Origin of the sequence: Streptomyces sp. NPDC091416, assembly GCF_044756845.1 — a bacterium.
Lineage (GTDB): Bacteria > Actinomycetota > Actinomycetes > Streptomycetales > Streptomycetaceae > Streptomyces.
Window position 1 is genome coordinate 1 of sequence record NZ_JBIVTU010000030.1, and the last position, 21,354, is coordinate 21,354.

Below are 21,354 nucleotides of genomic sequence, written 5' to 3' on the forward strand. Positions count from 1 at the left end.
ACGTGCACACAGTCGGCAAACCAGGCTCCGCCAAGCGACGAACGAAGAAGTCAACGACTCCACGTCCACGCCGCACAGGTTAAAGATCAAGCTAGTGGTTTCCCGTCCCGTCCTGTACCGGGCCTGGTGGCTTCCCGGTCCTGTTCCGGGCTTGGCGGCTTCCCGTTCCGGGCTTGGCGGCCGCTATGGGGGTGGTGATGTCCGCCGACGGCCTGATCGTTGTCGTCCTGTTTTCATGGCGTTCGGCAGAGGCCTCTTCAAGTTGTTCTACCCCGAAGTTCTGACTGGGACCCCGGCGTTCTGACCGGGGCCTGGTTCTGATCGGGGTGACGGGTGGTTCCGCCCGTCACTGACGGGTGCTGGTGCGCGTCCTGGGTCCGTTGTTTGTCTACCTGTGTTCGGTCGTCGTCCTCATCGCGGTCTGAGTGGCGTCCGAGGGCTGGGGTGGTGGTGGGGACGAGTCTGCGACGGCTTGCTCTTTCGCGTCCGTTCGTGCGGGTGGGGAGGTGGCCGTTGTCGCTTTTGTGGTTGCCTGCGTGTGTGGACCGGCGGGTGAGGTGGAGGACGGGATCACTGTGTGGGAATGGCGGATCGCTGATCTGTGTTTCGGCGGAGCTGGGTTCAGGGTTTATTTACGGCCTGGTTCGTTTTTGCGCCATTGCATGGGTGTGTATCCGTAGCGTTGGCGGAATGCCCGGCTGAAGTGGGCTGGGTTGGCGAAGCCCCATCGTAGGGCGATGGTTGCGATCGGTAGTGTGCGGAGTTCGTGTCGTGTTAGCTCGCGGGCGCTCTGTTCGATTCTGCGTTGTTGGATCAGTCGCCTGATTGTGGTGTCTTCGGACTGGAAGAGGCGGTGTAGGTACCGTACGGAGATGTGGTGATCGTGCGCGATGGTCCGTGGTGACAGGGCGGGATCCTCCAATCGCTGGTCGATGTGTTCGCGTACCCGGCGGATGAGCGCGGCTTGTTTGCCTGTCGGGCTGTCTCCGGGCCGGGACCGTTCCAGGAGTAGTACGGACAGAAGATCGACGACGGTGTCCGCGAGGCGGCCGGCTACTACGGGGTCGTACGAGGCTGGTGAGGTGGCGAGCGTGGAGATTATGGAGGAGAGCAGTTTTGCGCTGCCGGCCGACGAGGTGAAGGCGGACAGCCCGGTGTTCCGGGGTGTTTCGTCGGGCAATCCGAGCCGTGAGCGCGACATCCGCAGTGCGAGGGCGGTGAAGGGGCCGCCGCAGTGGAGCGAGTACGGCCTGGTCTCGTCCCACGCCAGTAGGTCGCCTTCCTCGGCGATGACGCGACTGTGGTCCTGGATGAGGGTTGCGGTGCCCTGTCTGAGCAGGACGAGGATTATGCGGGGGGTCTGACCGCGGCGCGGGTCGTACGCGGTGCGGGTCACGCGCTGTGCGTCCGATTCGATCCGGGAGACGTCGATGTGGCTCAGCCGGGTGGTGGTGATCTTCCCGCCGGGCGACTCGCCGTTCGTCGTGGTGACCCGAACGGAGCCCAGGACCGTGCGCAGCCTTTCCTGCCAGTGGCTGAGCTGTGTGTTTTCACGGACTGCGTCCGTTGACGGGATCGGGGACACCCGGCACTCCTTCTTGCTTCGAACATCATGGAGCCGGAAGGAGCAGGGGCGCTCGGGCCCTGCGGTTCTTCCGTCCCGGTCAGCCAAACAGGGGATCGCCCTGTGTCCCAGGCAGTAGCGTGAGCAGTTTGGAAGTGCCCATCGAGCGTGCCGCTATTCGAATGCTGTGCGTGTCGGCAAGGTCCCGGCGGCCAGGGCGTCGAGGCTTGCCTGTGTCTCCTCCAGCAGTTCGGGGAGCGGGAGGACGCCGAGGTCGAGCACGGCGCGGTAGGAAGCCTCCGCCTCGTCGTTCCGTCCGAGGTGGGCGAGGGCCTGGCCGAGGTAGAGGTACACCTTCGCCGCGGCCCGGAGATAGCCGCGGGCCTCCTGCTCCCCGCGGATCGAGCTCAGGGCCTGGGCCGCCTCTTCCCACCGTCCTTCGTTCAGGTATACGTACGACACGTGGTAGACGGAGATCACGCCGGTCATGATGTTGGGCGGCAGCCGGTCGTGGTGGGCGGGATCGGCGAGGGCGTGCATGACCATGTGATGGGTCTTTACCGCCTCCTGCGTCCGCCCCATCTTGCGCAGGACCGTGATGTTCATGTTTGCGGCCTGCAGGTACCTGTACAACTCGCCGGCCTCGTGGAAGAGGTTCATCGCCAGAAGGATGCTGTCGGCGGCGGGTGCCGCGTCATCGACCGCGTCGTGGAGCCAGCCGAGGTACAGATGAGCCCTTGCCTGCTGGACGAGGTCGCCGGCTTCGTCGGCCAGGGCAAGTGCGCGGGCCGCGGTTGCGACCGCGGCCTGATGGCGGCGGTCGCACTGCCAGAGGACCCAGGAGAGGGTGCTTCGGGACGCGGCCTCCGACACCCGGTCACCGGACATGGCCGATGACCGGGCGGCCAGCTCGAAGATCTCCGCCCAGTGGCCCCACGAGATCCAGCTTCCGACCGCCTCCTCCACGGCCTGCGCGGTCGCCATGACGGCACGGTGCTCGCCGAGCCCGGCTGCCTGGCGGTACGCGCCGAGCCAGTTGTCGCCTTCTGTCTTCAGCCAGGCCAGAGCTTCGTCCCGGCCGGTCAGCTCGATGTGCCTCAGGCGTGAGGAGGCCGGTGCGCTGTCGCCCGTGCCGAACATCTGGCCCGCCGCGAGGGCCGTTTCGAGCAGCCAGGTCCGCAGACCGGCCGATGCCTGGGCCGAGTGTTCCTGGTGGTCGGTTTCGCGGTGCCGGGAGCGTGCGTAGAGGCGGAGCAGGTCGTGGAAGCGGTAGCGGTCGCCGCGGGAGGTCATGAGGAGTCCCGCTTCGAGGAGTTCCTCCAGGAGGTCCTCGGCGTCGAGGAGTTCCGTTCCGGTGACGACGGCGGCCAGGGGGGTGCTGAAGTCGCCGCCGGGGACGAGCGACAGGAGGCGGAACATCCGCGCGGTCTCGGGGGAGAGGCGTGAGTACGACAGTGAGAACGCGGAGTTGACCCGCAGGTCCCCGGCGCTGAGGGCGTCAATCCGGCGGTCCTCGTCCGCGAGTCGTGCCGCGAGCCGCTGCAGACTCCAGTTCGAGCGGGTGGCGGCCCAGTTGGCGGCCACCCGCACGGCCAGGGGCAGGTGTCCGCACAGCTCGGTCACCGAACCGGCTGCCGCGGGGTCCTCCTCCACCCGCCCGTCGTCCACCACGGCCCGCAGCAGAGCCGTCGACTCCCGCTCGGACAGCGAGCCCAGCTCCAGCCGCCGCACCCCGGTCAGCCCGGCCAGGGAGCGCCGGCTGGTGACCACCACGAGCACCCGGCCCCGGGCCGGCAGCAACGGCCTGATCTGCGCCTCGTCCCGCGCGTTGTCCAGCACCACCACCGCGCGGAGATCTGCCGCCGTCGCGTGGTAGAGCGCTGTCCGCTCCTCCGCGCTGTGGTGCGCGCCGCCGGAGTCCCCGGCCCCCCACGCCGAGAGCAGCCGCATCGCGGCCTCGTCGGCGGTCAGCGGGCGCTCGTCCAGACCCCGCATGTCCACGAAGAACGCGCCGTCGGGGAGCGAGGAGGCGCATTCCTCGGCGAGCCGGACCGCGAGCGTCGTCTTCCCGCTCCCCGGCACACCCGACACGACCGCCACCGGAAGCGTCGGGAGGCGTTGCGCACCCGTGCCGGGCCGGTCGTCCGTGGCCGCTCGCCGGGCGAGTTCACGCAGAACCGACAGTTCCGCCTCCCGTCCCACGAAGTCCGGGACGCCCCTGGGCAGCATGCAGGGCGACACGCGTACGGGCGCGGCACCCGGGCCGGCCGGCCGTGCCGCACGGGCCACGGCCATCAGCCCGTCGTACGCGGTCCCCTCCAGCCGCATGCCCTGCGCCAGTGCGGTGACGGTTCCCCGCCGGGGACGCGCACTGCGCCCCCGCTCCATGTCGCCGATCGCCCGCATCGACACGCCCGAGGCCTCCGCCAGCTCCTCCATCGTGAGCCCGCGGTCGAGCCGCAGGCGTCGCAGCAACCGTCCGAAGGGCGTGATGCCCGCTTCCTGAACGGCCTGGTGCATGGTCATCCCCTCCGCACACGCGAAGCGTTGCGGCATCGCAGCAACCACGGTGAGCCATATGTCGTCACTCATTCAACTAGACGACTCGGACATTCGGTAATCCGCCCTTTTTTCTCCAGAACGTCCTCGTCGGATCCGGTGCTTGCGCACATACGGTCGGCCGAAGCCGAAGCCGAAGCCGAAGCCGAAGCCGAAGCCGAAGCCGAAGCCGAAGCCGACGCCGCAATCGCGGTCGCGGTCGCCGAACGGGCAATCGAAGGCGAGGGTGATCGACGAGTTCGCGCCGCTGGTCGACTCGATGCTCCGCGCCGAGATCCAGATGAAGGCCGCAGTGACCCACGAGCGACTGACCGGGCAGTACGGGTTCACCGGCAATTACCGGCGGACCAAGCTCTACGTCCAGGAAGCCCGGCCCCGGATCGCCGAGGAACTCGGCATCACGCCGAAGGAACTGGTGGGCATGCACCGCCGCTTCGAGGTCATCCCAGGCGCCCAGGCCCAGGCGGACTGGGGCGACGAGGGCAAAATCCTCGCCCGCATGGGCGTCCCGAAGGTCTACTCGTTCCACATGACTCTTTCTTACTCTCGCGACCCGTTCTGCTGCTTCATCACCAGCCAGGACCTCCAGACGTTCTTCGACTGCCGCCGCCGGGCCTTCGCCCACTTCGGCGGCGTCCCGATGACGATCGTCTACGACCGGACCAAGACCGCCGTCCGCCGCCACGTCGCTCCGGGCGAGGCGGTCCCGCTGCACCCGGAAGCGGTCGGCTTCGCCGGCCACTGCGACTTCGGCATCGACGTCCTGGCCGCCTACCGGCCCACCGGCAAGGGACGCGTCGAAGGGCAAGTTCCCCCGGCCGCCCTCAGACCGCGGACAAGGAGGGCTCCCGCACGCTGCTCCTTCGGATCACCGCCCCCAGCCCGGGGAAGCGAGGGAGACGGATGATGGCGATCACCCACTCACGGACCGTCCCCGTCGGCCAGCGGGCCGACGGGGACGGAGGGCCGGCCCGTGGCGGGCAGGCCGTGGCAGGTTCCTGCGGAGGGCCCTTGGGAGCCCCCTTTGGTGCCTGGCACCCACGGGAGTGGTAACTCCTGGTCAACACGTGAAGCGGCGCGAATTTCGAACGGTCACAACCCTCTTCTCTCCTCCATGTGTCTGCAGTGGAGGAGGCCATCGGGTTCCGGGGGATCCGGAAGCCTTCCCGGGCCGGGCGCGGTCGGCGGCGAGCCGGCGCCCGGTTGCGGGCAACGAGGGAGCAGAGCTGATGGCGGGGAGGCGGAAGACCAGCCCGGCGGGGTCGACGAACAGCTACCGCGGCGACGTGCTGCGCGTGCTCGGGGCGCTGAAGGGGGCGACGGCTGATCAGATCCAGTGGTGTCGACGGTCATGCAATTCCCCATCAGCGGCGTCAACTTCCCCGCCCATGTTCGAATGAGGCTGGCTTCTCCTGCGGCTGGTGATTCGCATGTGGGTTTGCTCCGGTCGGCTCAGCTGATCAGGGCTGGTTCGCCCCGGCAGGAGCTCATCGCCGCGCTTCCCGTGCAGAGGCCGGGCGCCTCGAGCAGCGGATCAGAGGGTTCCGGCACCTCCTGCCGTCACCGGGTGAAAACCGTCGCTAGCGCGAGGGCCGCCTCACGCCGGGCTTTTCCGCTGTCGTCGAACGGGTGGCGGACGAACTCGTGGATCATCCCCGGATACCGGGACACCGTCACCGGGACGCCCGCCTTCTCCAGACGCTGCCCGTACTCCTCGCCCTCGTCGCGCAGCGCGTCGAACTCGGCGGTGACGATCAGCGCCGGCGGCAGACCGGTCAGGTCGGACGCCAGCAGCGGGGAGACGCGGGGGTCCAGCTTGTCCTGTTCGCTGGTGAGGTAGTTGTCCATGAACCAGTGCTGGGCGGCGCGGCTGACGTTGCCGAATCTCCCTGCGAAGGCCTGGATGCTGTGGTTGGTCCTGCGGAAGTCGACGTCCGGATAGATCAGCAGCTGGAAGACCAGTGCCGGTCCGCCGAGGTCGCGTGCGAGCCGCGCGACGACAGCCGCCAGGTTCCCGCCCGCGCTGTCGCCGCCGACCGCGATCCGCGCAGGGTCTCCTCCGATGCCGCCCGCGTGCTCGGCGACCCAGACCGTGGCGGCGAGGCAGGCCTCGGGTGCGGCGGGGAACTTGTGCTCGGGAGCCAGCGGGTATTGCACCGAGACCACGACACAGGTCGCACCGTTGGCCAGGCTGCGGCACAGCCCGTCATGGGTGTCCAGGTCGCCCACGACGAAACCGCCGCCGTGGAAGTACACCAGCACAGGGAAGGGCCCGGTGCCGATGGGGGTGTAGATACGCACCGGGATCGGCCCGGTCTTGGTGACGATCCGCCGGTCCTCGACCGCCGCAATGGGTTCCGGCTCGCCCAGGAGGGCGATCTGCCGACGCCAGCCCTGTCGCGCCTGCTCAGGGGTGAAGGTGTGCAGCTCGCCGACGTTCGCGGCGGCCAGGCGGTCCAGGTAGGCCTGGACCTGCGGGTGCGGGAAGCCGAGTGGTGCTGTCGTGTCAGTCATGGGTTTATGCTCCGACTTGAAGCGAAGTTCAAGTCAAGGAGCGGTTTCATGAGCCTGCTCGATATCGCCGAGGTGGCTGAGCGGTCCGGACTGGCGCCGTCGGCGCTGCGTTACTACGAACGGCGGGGCCTCATCGCCTCCGAAGGCCGCAACGGACTGCGCCGCACCTTCCGCTCCGATGTGCTGGCCCGCCTGTCCCTGGTCACGTGTGCCCGTGCCTCGGGTTTCACCCTCGCCGAGATCGCCCGGTTCGTGACCGCAACCCCCGACGACACCGAACTGCGCGTCCACCTGGAGGCCAAAGCTGAGCACTTGGACGCTGAGATCGACCGGCTCACCCGCATGCGTGACAGTCTGCGCCACGCCGTCGTCTGCACCCGATCCCCCCTTGTCGAATGCCCCGGCTTCAAGCAGGCCATCTCCGACGATCCGGCCAGCTGACACCAACTCCACGACCATCGCACGGTGGATCGCGCAAGGCCTGCTCGCAGCCATCCTCCTGGGCTCTGGGGCCAAACACGCGACACCCGCCGCGACCGGATGTCAGAAAGCTTGATCCCCGGTGCCCAAGGTGGGACTCCGGGGCCGGGACCAGGGAACCCCACGACAGTCGCATGCCGCCTCCCACGCCATGGGCCCCGACACCTGAGACGTGGCGTTCGAACGTGCGGGCGGCGAAGTTGACGCCTCTGGCGGGGAAATACGTGACGTTCCACAAGCGGATCGGCGCACCGCACCTGACCTTCCGGCACGCCGGCAAGAAACCGCCGTCGAAGCGGAAAAAGGCCCGCACCGCCTCGCACACAGCCGCCCTCTCAGACATGCGCCAGCACGGCCTGTCAGAGAACGGCGGCTCCACCGGGAGCGGTGCTCCCTGCGGAACCTGAACATCAAGGGCCTGGAGACCGCCTCCTTCCAGATGCGGCGCGGCCTCCAGGCCGGGGGAGATGGGCTCCACCGCGCGCGGCGCGGGTTCCAGCGGGGCCTCCCACCCGATGCCCGTTAACGAGACCGCCATCGCACTGCCTGCGCCCGAAGCCGAACATGACCCGGCTCGCCGACGAACTGCCCGCCCCTCCAAGCAAGGGCGGCGCCCAGGCCGACCAGGTTCTCACCGCACTGCAGGACGGGGTGCCGCTGTTGTTCATCGAGGTCGACAACTGCCACGAGACGCCGGAGGAGCTTGCCGACAAGCTGGAGAGAAGTACGCCCGGTTCTTCCGGCGGAAGGTGAAGGACACCGACGGCCGTGAGCGTCCGATGTCCGGGCGCACCCGCTGGAACTCTCCGGCCACCTGGTCCGGTGACAGTACGCACCCGCCGGTCCTGCTGGTGTTCAACAAGCTCGGTAAGCGCAACCCCAACATCACCATCTCGAAACTGAGCGAGCTCACCTCCACCTGCGGCAGGGGCAGGGGCAGGGGCACGACGGCTACCACGTCGACGACGAGAAGATCCCGATCATCGCAACCGGCCAGGAGAACCTGACCGAGCACGATCCGGACGGACCGGTGTTCATCCGCTTCGGCCGCGACCGCATGCAGTCCCTGCGGGAGGAGATAGGCAACCCCCGCCGCGAGGCGGCCGAAGCACGCTCCCGGGAAGAGACCAGGGCCCACCAGGAGACGCACCAGGCAAAGGGGCGGCGGGCAGCCGAGAAGCAGGCGGCGAACAAGGCCGCCCGGGAGGCCCGCCGCCCCATCTGCACCGGCTGCGGTGCGAAGTTCACCGACGAACGTTGGGAGGCGGCACAGGCGAGGAACTGGGGAGGCTTGAAGGATTCCCACCCGGACCTGTGCGACGACTGCAAGCAGAAGGCCAGCGCCGCCATCAGCCCAGCGGCTGACACCCAGGAGCGCCAGGAGCCGGTACGCGGCGAAGCAGAGCCGAACGACTCCCGGGCCCCCCAGCGCCCCGTCTGCACCGAATGCGGTGCCGCGTTCGCCGACGAACGATGGAAGGCGACCGCACGCCTCGGCTGGAGCCGCTCCCCAGCGAAGCGCCCGTCTCTGTGCGAGGACTGCGACCGGCGGTTCGAGTCGGACCTGGAGCAGACCTGGGGTGTGAGTCACCGGCAGGAGGAGCAGGACCAGGCCGTGCCCGAGCAGAAGGCCGGCGGAACCTGACTCTCACGCTTCCGCAGGTAAGGCAACCGGACCGGGCTGCCAGCCGACGGATGGACCGTATCTGACCCCCCGAACCGGCAAGCAAAGCCTTCTTCTTCGGGTGACCGAAACATGCCTGCTGCGGCATGCGTTCCGCCCGTACCGTCCGAGTCTCATTGCTCCGTGTTCGGGCAAGCACAGCGTCAGAGCACGCAGAGTTAAAGGAAACGCTCGTGCGATTACGGTCAGGGGCCGGTGCAGCGCTCATTGGTGCCGCCATACTCGCGCTTTCCATCCCGACTACGCAGCCTGCACCGCCGCCGAACCCCGGCCCGCCGGAGGCAGCGTTGTCGGCAGACGCCGGCCCTGCATCATCTGCTGCGATCACCTCCGACACCGCGTACAGCGCAGTGCTGTACGTGCCCTGCGCGCAAGCATGACGATGCGAACCTGACCTGCGCCCATTCGCGGTGGCGGCGGGCGCAGCTTGTCGGGAGGCGCTCAGCAGTGACGAACAGTGCGGACAACACCGTCTGGCGGGAGTGCCGCGCCCTGAGCCGGTGTCTACTGACACTCGTCGATCAGGAGCCATGGCGGCGTGATCGTCAGCATGCGGACTTCCACGCGAGCACGACCTGGACGTGCTCGCCGGGGAACGGCTGCTGGGTACTTTCGCGGCGCTGACCATACATACGGTCATGGTCGATGCAGCTTCCGCCGGGCGTCCGGCCACCATCGAAGCTCTGCATTCCACCCTGCTACGCACCATCGCCAGCAAGCGGCGAGGACATCGCCTTCGCCGACCAGCATGCCGCGCACGGCAACTTCCGCGCCTGGGCCCAGCTGACCGCCCACGCCCGCCCCGCCTGGCACGCACCGGCCGCCCCCGCGTCGACCAGGAGCTGCTGCGCTGGGCCATCAGCCGCCTCGCCTGACCACCACACCGCCATGTTCCTTGCCGCGTCACCGCCAGTCACCGTGGCCATCGACGGCCATCACGACGCGATCCACACGCATACTGCCCTGCCGCCCACCACCTGCCGTCCGGTCGGATCACTCCGCACCCCGGCCCGGGAACCACCAGCGAACCTGGCCTTGCCCACGACCTTCTCGCCGCCCTGGGCAAACCGCCCCTGCCTCCAAGCCGCTTTCCTGGCAGCCGTCAGCCTGCCCGGGAAGCCGCTGCCGCCTGGATGACCGCCCTGCCCGTGACCCGGCCGACCGTCCCGCGCGCCCACCACCTCACCATCCGTCGCGCGATGCGCCTGCTGCAGCTACAGGCCCTCACCGGTATCCCCCTGACCCTGGTCTGCCCCAGTCCGCGATGTCCTCTCCCCATGCCGCCAACTGCTCCCTCAGGCGCTGCGCCTCAGCCACGGCCAGGGCCGTGCGCATGCCGCAGGTGCTCCAGCTCGGCCCGCAGAGCAGCCGTACCCGGCTACCCGGCCACCAGGCGGCCCTCCGACCCACAGGCCCGGCCTCCGGCAGGAGGGGGCTGAGGAACGAAGCCAAGCCCGCGCAAAGAGGGCGGCCACCAGGGGACAGACCATCGAACGGCGTTGACCCGCACAGTGAGAAAGCGGCCCTCGCCCGCATGGCGAGACAGAGAGACCCCGACCCCACCTGCGGCCCGGGTCTCTCACTGTTCTGGGATACCCGACCGGTTCAACGACCCGTCGCCGGCACCGCTCCCAGCCAATCGACACCCAGCTCTCGCAGCGCGTCCAGTTGTTCCACGGTGAGTTTGTCTCTCCTCGATTTCGTGTTGCTATACCAGATGCCGAGCTTGGTCTCGGTTCCGTCGGGCAGCATCTCCACCACCTTCCGGGGCACGGGCCGGTCGCCTTCCCGTTCCACCCACTGCGCGAGGGCCGCAAGTCCCCGCTGAAACGCCACCTGCGCCTTGCTCGGTCCTGTCGTTGTATGAGCGGCTGCCGGGGCGGGAGACGTGGCCTGGTCGGGTTGTACGCCCAGCTTCGACAGCCGCTCGCGCTGCTCGGTCGACAGCTGCGCCCAGGTGCCCGGGTTCTTCTGCCGCTCCAGCCACCGCCCGATGTCATCGCCCTCGAACAGCACCCCGGGTTCGATGGCCGGCAGGACGCCGTCCTCGTGGACCAGGTCCGCGAGGACGCGGTAGTGGCGCTGCCAGTCGAGCGGCCACGGGCAGTTCCAGTCCTCGTCGACCGCGGCCAGCTGCTGCGCGCGTACGGCGGCCCGCTCCATGTCCTTCCCGAGGCCTCCCTTCCGGCGGAGGTTCGCCATGTGCTGGCCGACCGGCACCATCGCCTCACCCTCCCCCCACACCGCGTCCTGGCGCGGCGCGAGGTGCCCGGTCGCCCGCCGGAACGACCGCAGCGCGGCGAGCTTGCCCTCCCACGCTTCCTCGCCCGGCTCCCAGACCATCCCGGCCTCCGGCGCGTCCAGCAGGGTCTTGCGCCGCTCCTTCAGCTCACCCGCCCGCAGTGCCTTCCGCTGCTGATGGACCCATCGGCCAAGCGGAAACGCCTTCGTGACCCCCACTTCGACTTCGACGTCGTAGGGCACGGCGTAAAGGCCGGTGATTTCGTTCTCCTTCCGCCACCGGAGCAGGGCCTGGTAGCCCTCCAGCCACACCAGCGACTCGGGCCGGTATACCCGGGTGCGGAGGAAGGCTGCGATGGTTGCCGGGTCGCGTGGGCTGGAGAAGTGGAGGAGGGTGGTTTCGGCGGCGGCCTGGGTGTCGTCGTGCTCCTGGTCCTTGCCTTCGCGGCTGGCCCTGACGATCTGCCCGTCTTCGTCCCGTTGCACGTGGACCTTGCGCTTGCCGCTGGTGAGGGCGCGGGAGGCGAGTTGTTCGACGAGTCGTTCATCATGCGAGCGGAGTCCTTGGAGGACCGCCACGAGCGGGCGGAAGCCGGCGGAGGCGACCATGTCGGTCGGGTCCTCGCCGGGCTCCAGGAACACCGGCACGATGATCCGCGCGACCTTCGTGCTGCCGTCGCGGTTCAGCCTGAGCGCCCGGCCGATGTTCTGCACGATCTCGACCTGCGAGCCGCGGGTGTCCGCGAAGCAGACCGCCTCGACGCCCCGCTCGCCGGTGATGTCCACGCCTTCGCCGAGGACGCGGCAGCTGGCGAGGAACGCCCGGTGCACCCGGTGCCCGGCCGCGTCGGTGCCGTTGGCGAACTGCCTGAGCACTTCCCGGCGTTCGGACTGATGGTCTGCAGGGGAGTGGCAGTAGAGAGTCGTCATTTCGATGTCAGCGGCGTAGCCGTAATGACCTGCTAGATGCCACTGACGGGCCGTGACAGACTAGTGCTGACACTAGTGACGAATGGCCGTGTCATTTTCATGCCGACTCCAACGGCATCGGTGGAGTTTGCGCAGGTCAGAGGTTGTCCGCTCTTTAGTCTCGTGTTCGGCGGACCGAGGAACGCTGGACTGCCCGGATCGATGCCGCGAGAGTGGATCCGTGCAATCCACTCACTACCGCGTACTGGTGGCTGTCTTGGTCGGGCTACTCGCGGCTGCCGCAGCCGTGATCCTTGCCCAGGTCGACTCCGAGCCGGTCACGCAGGCCGTACGGGATGCCGCTGTGGCGTTCGTCGGGACAACAACTCTCGGTCTGCTGCTGATTGGTGAGCTCCGCAGGACTTGTGGTGGAGGAGCCGAGTGACCCGGTATTGGACGGAAGATCTGATCGTCGAGCCTTCCAGTCTTCACGACGGAGACCAGGATTGGTTCGAGTACCGTCCGGTACAGGTGGCCGGTCATCTCTTCCCGCCCCGCTTCCGTATCCGGCTGAGCTGCACCGCCACCAGCGTGGACATGTGCGTCGCTCTCGAGGTCGACCGCGGAGGGTTCGTCGAGCAAGAGAACGCCACCACGGTCGGCGGCGTGTCTTCGGACCAGGAGAAGGACAGGATTCTGCTTCTGCTCGCAAGCTCGCCCTGCCGCTCGCTCCGTCCATGATTCCCTACGGTCTCTTCAGGAGCACCAAAGAGGCTGGGAGTGGAGAGACGACGGATGGGGGCCACCCCTTGTCAGGAAGCTCCGCGATGTCATGCCCGATTCGCAGGTCGCCCTCGTGAAAGAGCTCCGGCGCCGTACGGGGCCACGGTGGTGGAAGACCTACCTGCCCCGTATCGAGAAGACCGCGCACATTATCTGGGATGCGCCAGCCGAACTCTCCACGCGTCAGGTGATGGAGACGGTCTGCCCCGGCATGCATGTCGGACGGACCACGGCGTACGAGGACCTGGCCGCTGCTCGTGAACTGGGCTTTGTAACAGACAGCCGTGCTGGGCCGGAGCGCGTAAGAGCGCTATGGCAGGCCCGAGTTCGTTCGTCGTGGTCCTTGCTCGGTGAGGTGGAGGCGGTGCAGGTCTTCGTGGAGCCAGGTGTAGGCATAGTCGATCGCGGGAGCGTCGTCGAAGACTTCGGGTTCGCTGACGACCGGCGTACTCGGGCGCGCCCACGGGGACCTCGCCGGCTCATTCCCGGGCGGGAGAGACCGAAGCGGAGCGTAGAGGCCATCCTCTGACGGCACGAGACGGACGCTGACCGAGTTGCCCGTCGAGGGGCGGAGGGAGAGCCGCATGAGGGGCGGTACATAGGAGTCACTGTCCCGGGGCGGGGCTATGTACAGGTCGGCTTCCAACGTGGCGGGGCAGGCGCTGGCCAGGCCGAGAACCTGCTTGAGATGGGGGAACCAGGTGTCGACGAGCGCGGTGTAAATCTCAACGGCAGCGGTGAGGACCTGCTCGGTGCGCAGTCTGAGCCGTGAGGGGCTATAGGTGTCCCAGACCCAGTGCACGTGGGAACAGTGTTCCTGGTCGGGCACAGCGTAGGGGTGGTGAAGCATGCCGCTGGCGTCAGCCCATCGACCACTGCCGAGTTGCTCGTCAATCCGAAGCAACTCCGCCTGCCGGGCGCTGAACAGGTGACCGTAGCCCGACCGGACAGGCAGGCTTCCCCTGGCGTGGAGGCTCTCGTACAAGGCCTGATGCGCTTCATCTGCAGGTAGCGGTGTAAAGCGCCGGGGAGGACATCTCAGCAGACCTGTGCTCGCCAACCACAGCCGCTCCTTGGCGTAAGCGTCGCAGTCGGCCAGGTCAAAGTCTCTGCGCTCGCACAGCGTGTGCAGGTAGGAGGAGACTATGCCCAGGGTCTTCTGCCACGGCCAGGCGGCATAACCCGCCGCAACCGGCCCGACCGATGCCGTCAGGGGGCGTCTTCCACGCGGCTCCGCCCAGCGATGGGCGACTGGGATAGCGAGTCCCGGAGTGTGTTCGGCATGGCGACGCAGGACGTGCAGTGCCAGCTTGTTGCCCTCCAGGCGGGCATCGACCGTGACGGGACCAGACCATCCGGTGTAGAGGAAGATCCGGTCACCTGCCGGGCCGAGCCCTTGCCGCCAGGCCTCAAGTGTCCTCTGCAGGCGCTGGCTGACCAGACTGGCAGGCATATCCGGCCACGCACCTTCTCCCTCAGGCACAGCGCGAGGGATAGCCTCGTGGACGGCCCAGGCTGCGACGCCGGGCTGGGTGCGCAGCAGTGGTTCAAGCACCGTTCGTGCCGCCTCCCAGCCGGCCGAGGCGACCGCCATGGCCAGTCCGTAGCGCCAGCGGTCCAGCAGCTCCACGTTCTCTGTCACCTCGGCCGGTACTCCGCCAGCAAGCAGAGCCTGTCCAGCGAAGTACTGCTCAAGCACGGGGAGAGCGAACGCCAGGTGCCGTTCGCCGACACGCACCACCAGCCGGGTACCCAGGAGCGCGTGTACGTCGCCAGGACTGCCCACGTCAGCGGCAGCTGCCAGACCGCCACTGCTCACACACTCCGTGGCCAGCCGCTGAAGCAACCGCTCGGCGCGTTCCTCCTTCGCCTCCTCCACATCGCGCAGTGCCCGGGTCACCAGCGCCTGCAGGAAGGCCATCGGGCTGCTCGGCAACGGACTCCGATCGCGCTGCAGCCCAGCTGCGATGATGGCGAACAGCGGCCGGCGCAACACATGGCGCACCATGCCAGGCTGACCGCCCACGGCAGATCCGTTCCCGCCGAGCCGGTCGATCAGCGCCGCCGTCTCATCCTCCTCCAGTTCCGGCATGATTCGGCGAACCGACGTGTCCATCGCCAGGCCGGAACGGGCCGTGAACAGGATGCGCCAGCACTGCCCAGCTGTCGACGCGACCCAGCTGAGACCTTGATCCAGCAACTCCTTGCCGCGTATCGGGCCGGGCTCATCCAGTCCGTCCACCACCAGAGCGACACCACGTGTTGCGGGATCACCGAAGGGACGTGCTGCCCGGATTGCCGAGTCGACCACACCACCCTGAATGTGTTTGGCGTGGAGGTGAACAGGAATGGGGGCCCGTGCATCGACGCGGGCCGCAGTGATGTCCTGCTGATGCTGGCGCTCCGCCGCCAGCGACTTACCCGCGCCAAAGCCACCCTCCAGGACCACTACGCGGCTGTCGGACGAGGTGACCATTGCAGAGGGAAGGGATCCCAGCCGCGGGGAATCGGCGAACGCGCACGCCATATCGAGCGGAACGCCGGCCGCATGCCAGCGCTGCACCATGCGGGCCCGACCCGCGCCAGCCAGGTCATCCAGCGTTCTCGGCCCCCCATACACCGGATCCATGAACACCGTGTTGTTGTGCCCGTTCAGGATGAAGCCAGCATCCCCGCCCACCGCGACGGCCCCGTCACCCGACGCCGACACCTCACGTGGTTCAACTGAACCAGGCTGGGTGTTACGGGACGACCCCTTCTCCCGCCCGATGCCGAAACGGCTCCTCCAGGGCCTCACCTGCTGACACCGCCCCCCGCACTCGCCCAGCCGACGGGGCTCCGGCTGTCTCTCACGTGCTGTTGTCGCCTGTCACAGCCTCACCGATCGAATCGCCCGCCGCGACCGATTTCGCGCCCGACGCCTCCACCGCTCCACTCGGCGCCGAACCACCCGGCGCAACGGCCGGGGCCGGCCCAGCTACTTGATTGCCGTTGCCCGTCACGGCCCTGGCGATGCTATGACCGGCCGCAACAGCCCCCGGGCCCGACGCCGTAGTGCGATTCTGCTGCTGACCGGACTGAAGCAACAGCCCCCGCACGGCCAGAACGACCATGATGATCGCAGCGGTGTCAGCGACGAAACTCGCCGCTGTTCCCGCGGTCCCGAGATCCTTCAGCCACAGCAGCAGCGTCAAACCCACAACGACCATGCCGGCAGTCGCTGCCACCGCCCACAACACACCCCTGCGCCAACCCGCCAGCATCACCGCTCCTTTTCATCTGCACTGCCAAGCAACCTAGTTGGGAATCCTGTAGCCAGCCGCATCACATGTCGGCAGGCGCCTCGCGGCGTTCCACGCCCAGTGCGCTGCGGGACCAGAAGTCCAGACTGGGACCACCGTGCACCGTGTGGGTGAACGAAATCCAGCGCTGGCCTCCGCCGCAATGCCGGCTGTAGACCTCGGCATCAAAGGCAGCACGCGTGACCAGTGCCACCACACCGACCGCGTCCCCGGCGTGTGCGTCCTTCATTGCCGTGGTCATGGAATGCGACTGCAGCACATGAACAAGTGACGGGCTGGAGATGCTGGAGCCGTCGAACTCCCCGAACCCGGCATGCAGCACCAGTCGCACCTGCGGAAGTAGATAGCCCTCCTTGTGTGTGGCTCGTTGCCAGTCTGTCGCCATCAGCTGATCCAGCTCGCGAAGGAGGAGCGCTCCGAGCGCGCGCACATCCTCGGCGCCCGTGAAAAACAGCAACGTCACGCCGTTGTCGAGCTCCTGACCGTAGGCGATCACTCCGTCGGTGCCTACCTGACGCAGGGCGTGTTCGACGTAGGAACGCACCAGGCGGGGGCCGGGATGCAGTGAGATATTCTGGCCAACCCAGTTCACGACGCCGACAAGCACAGGGACGAAGACTCTGCCCCTGGCGGTGGCCAGCGGGTGAGGCGCTGCCGCCACTTCGGCCAGCCCTGGTCCGCTGTCCTTGTCGCTGTCGAAGATCAAGTAGCAGTTGACGACGTTCCCGTTGCCGGTCACAACGACGTTTCCGTCACCAGTCACGACGACGTTGCCATCGCCGGTCACAGCAGCGGTGATACTGCCTGCGGCCGCAATGGCCCCTTCCCCCGATGCCGTTGCCAAGGGCTGTGCCTGCGGGCCGGGAGACGACTTGGACACGGAACCTCTGTTTCCGCTTCCATCCCCGTCGCAGTGATTGGGACGAAGCCTGATCTGGTCAAGACGCGGCCAGCATAGAGCCGGTCTCGGACACGCACGGGAGACCGGGGGACTGACGAGACATAGGATGCAGCGCGCTGCCACGACATTCCGCCGTGACCGTCACCGCAGCCTGTGAGGCTCTCGCCACACAGCGATGTCACCTGCTCTGCTGCCCTCGCACGCCATCCGCCCATGAGCCCTCCGACGTCGACCATCCACACGGCAGCAGTCAGGCGGGCCCGGGGCCGCCGAGCCCAGTCAGGCACGCCGGCCCCAGACGCGACAACCGCCCCCGCCAGCACAAACAGACCACTGCCCCGCCCACCGGGCAGGGCAAGCGGCCCAACCACCGCTCGACGCGCAACCAGCCCCGCCGGCACCTAAACAGAACCGGCACAGGCCGAATGGAGGCGCCCCCCCGATACGCTGCGGCCAGAAGCCCCAGACACGCCCATCCATACCCTGCAGCACACCAATGGCCGCCGGGTTCCTCGCTGAGGCTCCCGGGGACATCCTGCCCGGTCTGGTCGGGCGGAGCCTGCCTGAACTACTGAATCCGCCCTGCAGACGGGGACCGAACCACCAGACTTGCCGTGCCCGACCTCCCCACACACAAGTCCGGTACATATGCGCTGACCTGACTAGTGAGGTTTGCGTCGCCTGCCGGTGGAACGCGGCCTGATGCTGACAGAATTGCCGAAGGCTTTAAGGAACGCAGCTTCCCACTCGTGTTCCTTCACCCCGTCGCGGTCATCCGTGACCAACAGCAGCCCGTTCGGGCCGCCGTCGCCCTCCAAGATGCCCTGCTCGGCGTAACAGGCCTTCTTGGCCTCCCACTTCGAGGCATACTCGGGATCACTGAGCATGCCCAAGTGCTCCCAGATGATGGGTCGGGCGGGGTCGTCGGTTGTGATGGTGAAGTCGGGGAACCTGGTCCGGCCATCCTTGCCGACCAGCGGCTGCTCGTAGGCGAAACGGCCGCGGGCGAGGCGGTGCAGCAGGTCGGCGATGATGACCTCGTTCTTGCTGCGCACGGGCAGGCCGAAGTGGGTGATGTGGATGAGGCCCGCGTCGAACCAGCCGACCGGACGGCCCTGGCGGTCGTGCACTAGGACGGGGCGGGGCAGCTGGACGAGGTCGGTCAGTCTGCGGGCGGTGTCGGACGCCGTCGGCCCGGCCAGTTCCCGCAGGTCGTCCAGGGCGCCCTCGTGGCAGAGGATCACTCTGTCGGTCTGCCGGGTCAGGGCGGTGTAGAGCAGTTCACGCGAGAGGTTCTGGACGTGGGCAGGCACGATCAGGACGACCGTGCCGAACTCGCTGCCCTGGCTCTTGTGCACGGTCAGTGCCCAGGCGAGCTCAAGGCCTGGGTCATCGTCCAGGTGTGGCTTGGAGGCGGTGAAGCGCAGGCGGGGCTGGGAGGAGAACTCGACCTGCGTCTGCCAGGGGGCGTTCTTCATGTTCTTGGACTTCAGCTGCCCTGTCACCACGCCGAGTTCACCGTTGGCGACGTAGCTCCTCGCCTCGGCTCGCCTTGCCGAGGAATCGTAGGCGGGCAGGTACTGATTGCGGGTGTTGACGACCTTGTCGCCGAGGACGATCTGTTCCGGCCCAAGGGGCTGGGGGACACGGCGGAACTTCACGACCAGGGCGTCGGCCAGCGCCTGGCGGCGGTAGGTCTGCTTGAGATGCCGGTTGAGTTCCACGGTTCCGTGTGCCTGGCTTCGGGTCGGGGACAGGGCCTGCCAGTGGTCGCAGGACTGCGGAGCCCGTGAGAAGTCGGGGCGGTCCTTGCCCTTGGTGTCGGTCCAGGTGCCAGCTCCGTAGGAGTGCGTGAAGGACAGTTCGTCGGTGACACCGAACTCTTCTTGCAGGACATCGGCCAGGACCTGGGCGGGCGTACGGCCGTTCCACGAGACGGCTTTGAGGCTGGGCATGGGAGCTTTCGCGCGCAGTCTTTCCCATACCTCCTCGGCGTCCCCGGAAGGCTTGTCCCCGCTGTACCAGCGGGCGAGCTGGAGGTCGTCGCGGGAGTTGCCCTGCTGCCGGCGCAGCACGGTGAGCTCGGCCCAGCCGGGTGCGATTCTCGGCCAGCCAATCCTGTCCGGTCGCCGGTGGCGTTCGAGGTCGACGAAGGGCCGTCCGGCTCCGATGGGCGGGAGCTGGCGGGGGTCGCCGACCAGGATCAGCCGTTCCGTGATTTCCACGGCGTCGAGGAGCGCGGCGAGCATGTCTTCGGTGAGCATGGAGGCCTCGTCGACGACCACCGTTCCCACGGTGATGCGGTCGCCGTCGTCCAACGTGAAGTAGCGCCCGTGCTCGTCGTCGTAGCGGTGCATGAGCCGCAAGAACTGCGCGAGAGTGCGGGCGTCGTAACCGACCTTCTGCTGAAGCTGCACCCTTGCCTTTCCCGTGGGGGCGAGCAGGAGCAGCCGGGACCGGGTGACTTCGGGCCGTGCTGCCAGGGCACGGATCAGTGTGGTCTTGCCCGTTCCGGCGGGCCCGTTGACGATAGTCACACGCCGCTGGAACATCTCGCGGAAGGCCGTGGCCTTCTCCTTGCGGGCCCTGGCCTCGCCCGCAGGGTCCGATGTTCCTGGCAGGCCTGACAGGGCGGCGTCCAAGGTTTCCGTCAGGTCACCCGGCACAGGGTGCGGCTTGGCGTGGACGAGCTGGTTGAGACGGTCGCGGATGAAGTCACGGCGCACCGCGGCCGAGTGGAGCTTGTAGGCGGCCTCGCTGCTGGCGAGATCGGCGCGGCGCAGCTGACTCCAGGGCTCGGGCTCCTCGTGACTGTCGGACGGGTGCAAGGAGCCGGCATCCAGACCGAGCCGGGTGATGAGGGTGTAGTCGGTGGCCAGTGGCACGGCAACCGTCAGCCGGCCCAGATGCTCTGTCATCTGCTCAGCCGGCAGGAGCGTGTGCCCCTCTGCCTGGGCGCGCAGCAGGACGGTGGTCATCGCCGCATCGACGCGCCGCGGGTCGTGAGCGTCGTCGAGCGGATCGCTGACCGGCAGCGCGTGGTACTCGGTGAGCTGGAGGTCGGGGAAGCAGCCGCGGTCCACCGTCTCGAACGCGATCGGCTCCGCGTCATCGACGGTGCAGGTCACCAGGTCGTACGGGTTTGCCAGGAGGTCGTCGCCGTGGAGGGGAAACGCCACCGACGTGTCCAGGACGCGCATAACGGCCTGGGGAGCCAGATCGAATCGGCTCAGCAGCCGCAGGACCTGCCGCTCTTGAGGTTCAGTGTTCTGCCAGACCTGCCGGCGCGTGCTGGTGACCAGCCTGGCGAGTTCGGAGGGAGCCGGATCGCCGTCAAGCAGCGCTTCGAGTACCGGCCATGGATCCTCATTCTCTCCGACGGCAGACGTGATCTCGTGCGCTGCGAACGTGGGGTGGCGGAACCCAAGCTGAGCCAGGACGGCCGGCAGCCCGGGAGCCGGGCCGCGGCGCCTCCAGGCGTGGTGCAGCTGATCGTCCAGCCACTTCAGCGAGATCTCCGGGATGCCGATGGATGGATCGCCCAGCTCTGTCAGCGCCTGCGCCGCACGGCGGAGCTCCATCAGGGAGGCGACTGCTGCGTCCGGTGAGACATGCTCGGTGGTGTAGGAGAAGTTACGTCCGTCCTCGGGAGCACGCGCCAGCGCGGACGCGACGTCCACTCCTCGTTCAGCGGTGCCCGCCAGGGCCTGGACGGGCAGCAGAATGCCCCCGCTGCCGTCAGGGCGCAGGCTGTGGCGCAGCGTCGTCTCCCACATGTGGCTCGGGAAGGAACTGCCTTCCGCACCAGAACCCGGCCACGGAGGCGGCGGTTCCAGCCCCGTGACGCAGGCCGCCCCGACCAGGAGACGTCGGGACTGGTTCTCGAACGGTGAATGCTTGAGATAGAAGAAGATCAGCGACTTTTCGGCAGCGACATCACGGAAGAACGTCCTCATGATCGTCTGCTGGTTGTCGCCGTGCATCACCCACGACGGCCGCCACTGACGACCGAGGTCCTGGGCGACCCGCTCCTCGGCATCCGGACTGTACCCGGGGACAGGATGCTCCTTGAGTACCACTTCCTCCATGTTGGAACGGTTCAGCCAGAAGTACGGGATGGCTTGAACAGAGAACGCCGGCACCGCAAGGTCCGCCGGCTGCAGATCCTTGAGGAACCACTGGTAGGGGTGGGTCCGCCGCACCGTGTGATCGGTGTGGCTCATGAACCCGCCGCGTTCGATCACGCACGGCGGCAACGCCTGCCCCAGCCGACTCCAGGGCTCGCCGGCCTGGGCAACCTCGTACGCGATATCACGGTCCTTGGCGATATTGCCCAGCATCGCGCACGCATGGTTGGCCCCCGGAGCAGCGCACACGGTGCCAGTCCACCCTGTGTCGTGCCACGGAACCCTCACCG

At 67.9% G+C, this 21,354-nt stretch carries 11 protein-coding genes and 2 pseudogenes; 5 read left to right on the plus strand and 8 right to left on the minus strand.

From position 1 onward, the window contains the following. Nucleotides 1-628: 628 nt before the first annotated feature. Both ACIQMX_RS40895 and ACIQMX_RS40900 read right to left on the minus strand, forming a co-directional pair. Nucleotides 629-1,585 carry a helix-turn-helix domain-containing protein gene (locus tag ACIQMX_RS40895; RefSeq protein ID WP_402486386.1) on the minus strand — a complete coding sequence of 319 codons (957 nt, stop codon included), beginning with the start codon at nt 1,583-1,585 and terminating at the stop codon, nt 629-631. A gap of 153 nt (nt 1,586-1,738) precedes the next feature. Then, the gene (locus ACIQMX_RS40900) at nt 1,739-4,156 is read right to left on the minus strand and encodes a helix-turn-helix domain-containing protein (protein ID WP_402486389.1); all 2,418 of its coding nucleotides are present in this window, start codon (nt 4,154-4,156) and stop codon (nt 1,739-1,741) included. A gap of 163 nt (nt 4,157-4,319) precedes the next feature. Here ACIQMX_RS40900 and ACIQMX_RS40905 point away from each other — a divergent pair. Further along, nucleotides 4,320-4,934 (plus strand): annotated as a pseudogene (locus ACIQMX_RS40905) (DDE-type integrase/transposase/recombinase); the annotation flags it as partial. Between the two features lie 749 nt (nt 4,935-5,683). Here the strand turns inward: ACIQMX_RS40905 and ACIQMX_RS40910 are convergent. Next, nucleotides 5,684-6,637, minus strand: a complete 954-nt coding sequence (locus ACIQMX_RS40910) for an alpha/beta hydrolase (protein ID WP_402486392.1) — start codon at nt 6,635-6,637, stop codon at nt 5,684-5,686. 48 nt (nt 6,638-6,685) lie between these two features. Here ACIQMX_RS40910 and ACIQMX_RS40915 point away from each other — a divergent pair, with 48 nt between their 5' ends. The 3 genes from ACIQMX_RS40915 (at nt 6,686) to ACIQMX_RS40925 (ending at nt 8,762) form a co-directional block, all read left to right on the plus strand. Beyond that, a complete protein-coding gene (locus tag ACIQMX_RS40915) occupies nt 6,686-7,078 on the plus strand; it encodes a MerR family transcriptional regulator (RefSeq protein WP_363078921.1) in 393 nt (130 codons plus the stop codon). 603 nt (nt 7,079-7,681) lie between these two features. Beyond that, a complete protein-coding gene (locus tag ACIQMX_RS40920) occupies nt 7,682-7,870 on the plus strand; it encodes a hypothetical protein (protein ID WP_363078922.1) in 189 nt (62 codons plus the stop codon). Nucleotides 7,871-8,147: 277 nt separating this feature from the next. Continuing rightward, on the plus strand, nt 8,148-8,762 hold the full coding sequence (locus ACIQMX_RS40925; protein ID WP_402486395.1) for a hypothetical protein: 615 nt from the start codon (nt 8,148-8,150) through the stop codon (nt 8,760-8,762). Nucleotides 8,763-10,406: 1,644 nt separating this feature from the next. On the opposite strand, the pseudogene ACIQMX_RS40930 reads toward ACIQMX_RS40925, so the two are convergent. Then, nucleotides 10,407-12,029: pseudogene (locus tag ACIQMX_RS40930) on the minus strand (Helicase associated domain protein); the annotation flags it as partial. 363 nt (nt 12,030-12,392) lie between these two features. Between ACIQMX_RS40930 and ACIQMX_RS40935 the strand changes: the two are divergent. Continuing rightward, nucleotides 12,393-12,692, plus strand: a complete 300-nt coding sequence (locus tag ACIQMX_RS40935) for a hypothetical protein (protein WP_402486398.1) — start codon at nt 12,393-12,395, stop codon at nt 12,690-12,692. A gap of 352 nt (nt 12,693-13,044) precedes the next feature. Here the strand turns inward: ACIQMX_RS40935 and ACIQMX_RS40940 are convergent, their stop codons facing one another. From ACIQMX_RS40940 to ACIQMX_RS40955, 4 genes are all read right to left on the minus strand, one after another. Beyond that, nucleotides 13,045-15,444, minus strand: a complete 2,400-nt coding sequence (locus ACIQMX_RS40940) for a hypothetical protein (protein ID WP_402486400.1) — start codon at nt 15,442-15,444, stop codon at nt 13,045-13,047. A 139-nt stretch (nt 15,445-15,583) separates the two neighbouring features. Continuing rightward, nucleotides 15,584-15,997 (minus strand): hypothetical protein, encoded by a 414-nt coding sequence (locus tag ACIQMX_RS40945; RefSeq protein WP_402486403.1) that lies wholly within the window; start codon nt 15,995-15,997, stop codon nt 15,584-15,586. Between the two features lie 61 nt (nt 15,998-16,058). Then, nucleotides 16,059-16,823 carry a hypothetical protein gene (locus ACIQMX_RS40950; RefSeq protein ID WP_402486406.1) on the minus strand — a complete coding sequence of 255 codons (765 nt, stop codon included), beginning with the start codon at nt 16,821-16,823 and terminating at the stop codon, nt 16,059-16,061. A gap of 776 nt (nt 16,824-17,599) precedes the next feature. Next, on the minus strand, nt 17,600-21,277 hold the full coding sequence (locus ACIQMX_RS40955; protein ID WP_402486410.1) for an AAA family ATPase: 3,678 nt from the start codon (nt 21,275-21,277) through the stop codon (nt 17,600-17,602). Nucleotides 21,278-21,354: the final 77 nt, after the last annotated feature.

Excerpts from the sequence above, each read along its gene's own strand:
- ACIQMX_RS40900 (WP_402486389.1), bottom strand. The coding sequence starts at position 4,156 with ATGAGTGACGACATATGGCTCACCGTGGTTGCTGCGATGCCGCAACGC.
- ACIQMX_RS40910 (WP_402486392.1), bottom strand. The coding sequence starts at position 6,637 with ATGACTGACACGACAGCACCACTCGGCTTCCCGCACCCGCAGGTCCAG.
- ACIQMX_RS40915 (WP_363078921.1), top strand. The coding sequence starts at position 6,686 with ATGAGCCTGCTCGATATCGCCGAGGTGGCTGAGCGGTCCGGACTGGCG.
- ACIQMX_RS40920 (WP_363078922.1), top strand. The coding sequence starts at position 7,682 with ATGACCCGGCTCGCCGACGAACTGCCCGCCCCTCCAAGCAAGGGCGGC.
- ACIQMX_RS40945 (WP_402486403.1), bottom strand. The coding sequence starts at position 15,997 with ATGCTGGCGGGTTGGCGCAGGGGTGTGTTGTGGGCGGTGGCAGCGACT.
- ACIQMX_RS40955 (WP_402486410.1), bottom strand. The coding sequence starts at position 21,277 with ATGCTGGGCAATATCGCCAAGGACCGTGATATCGCGTACGAGGTTGCC.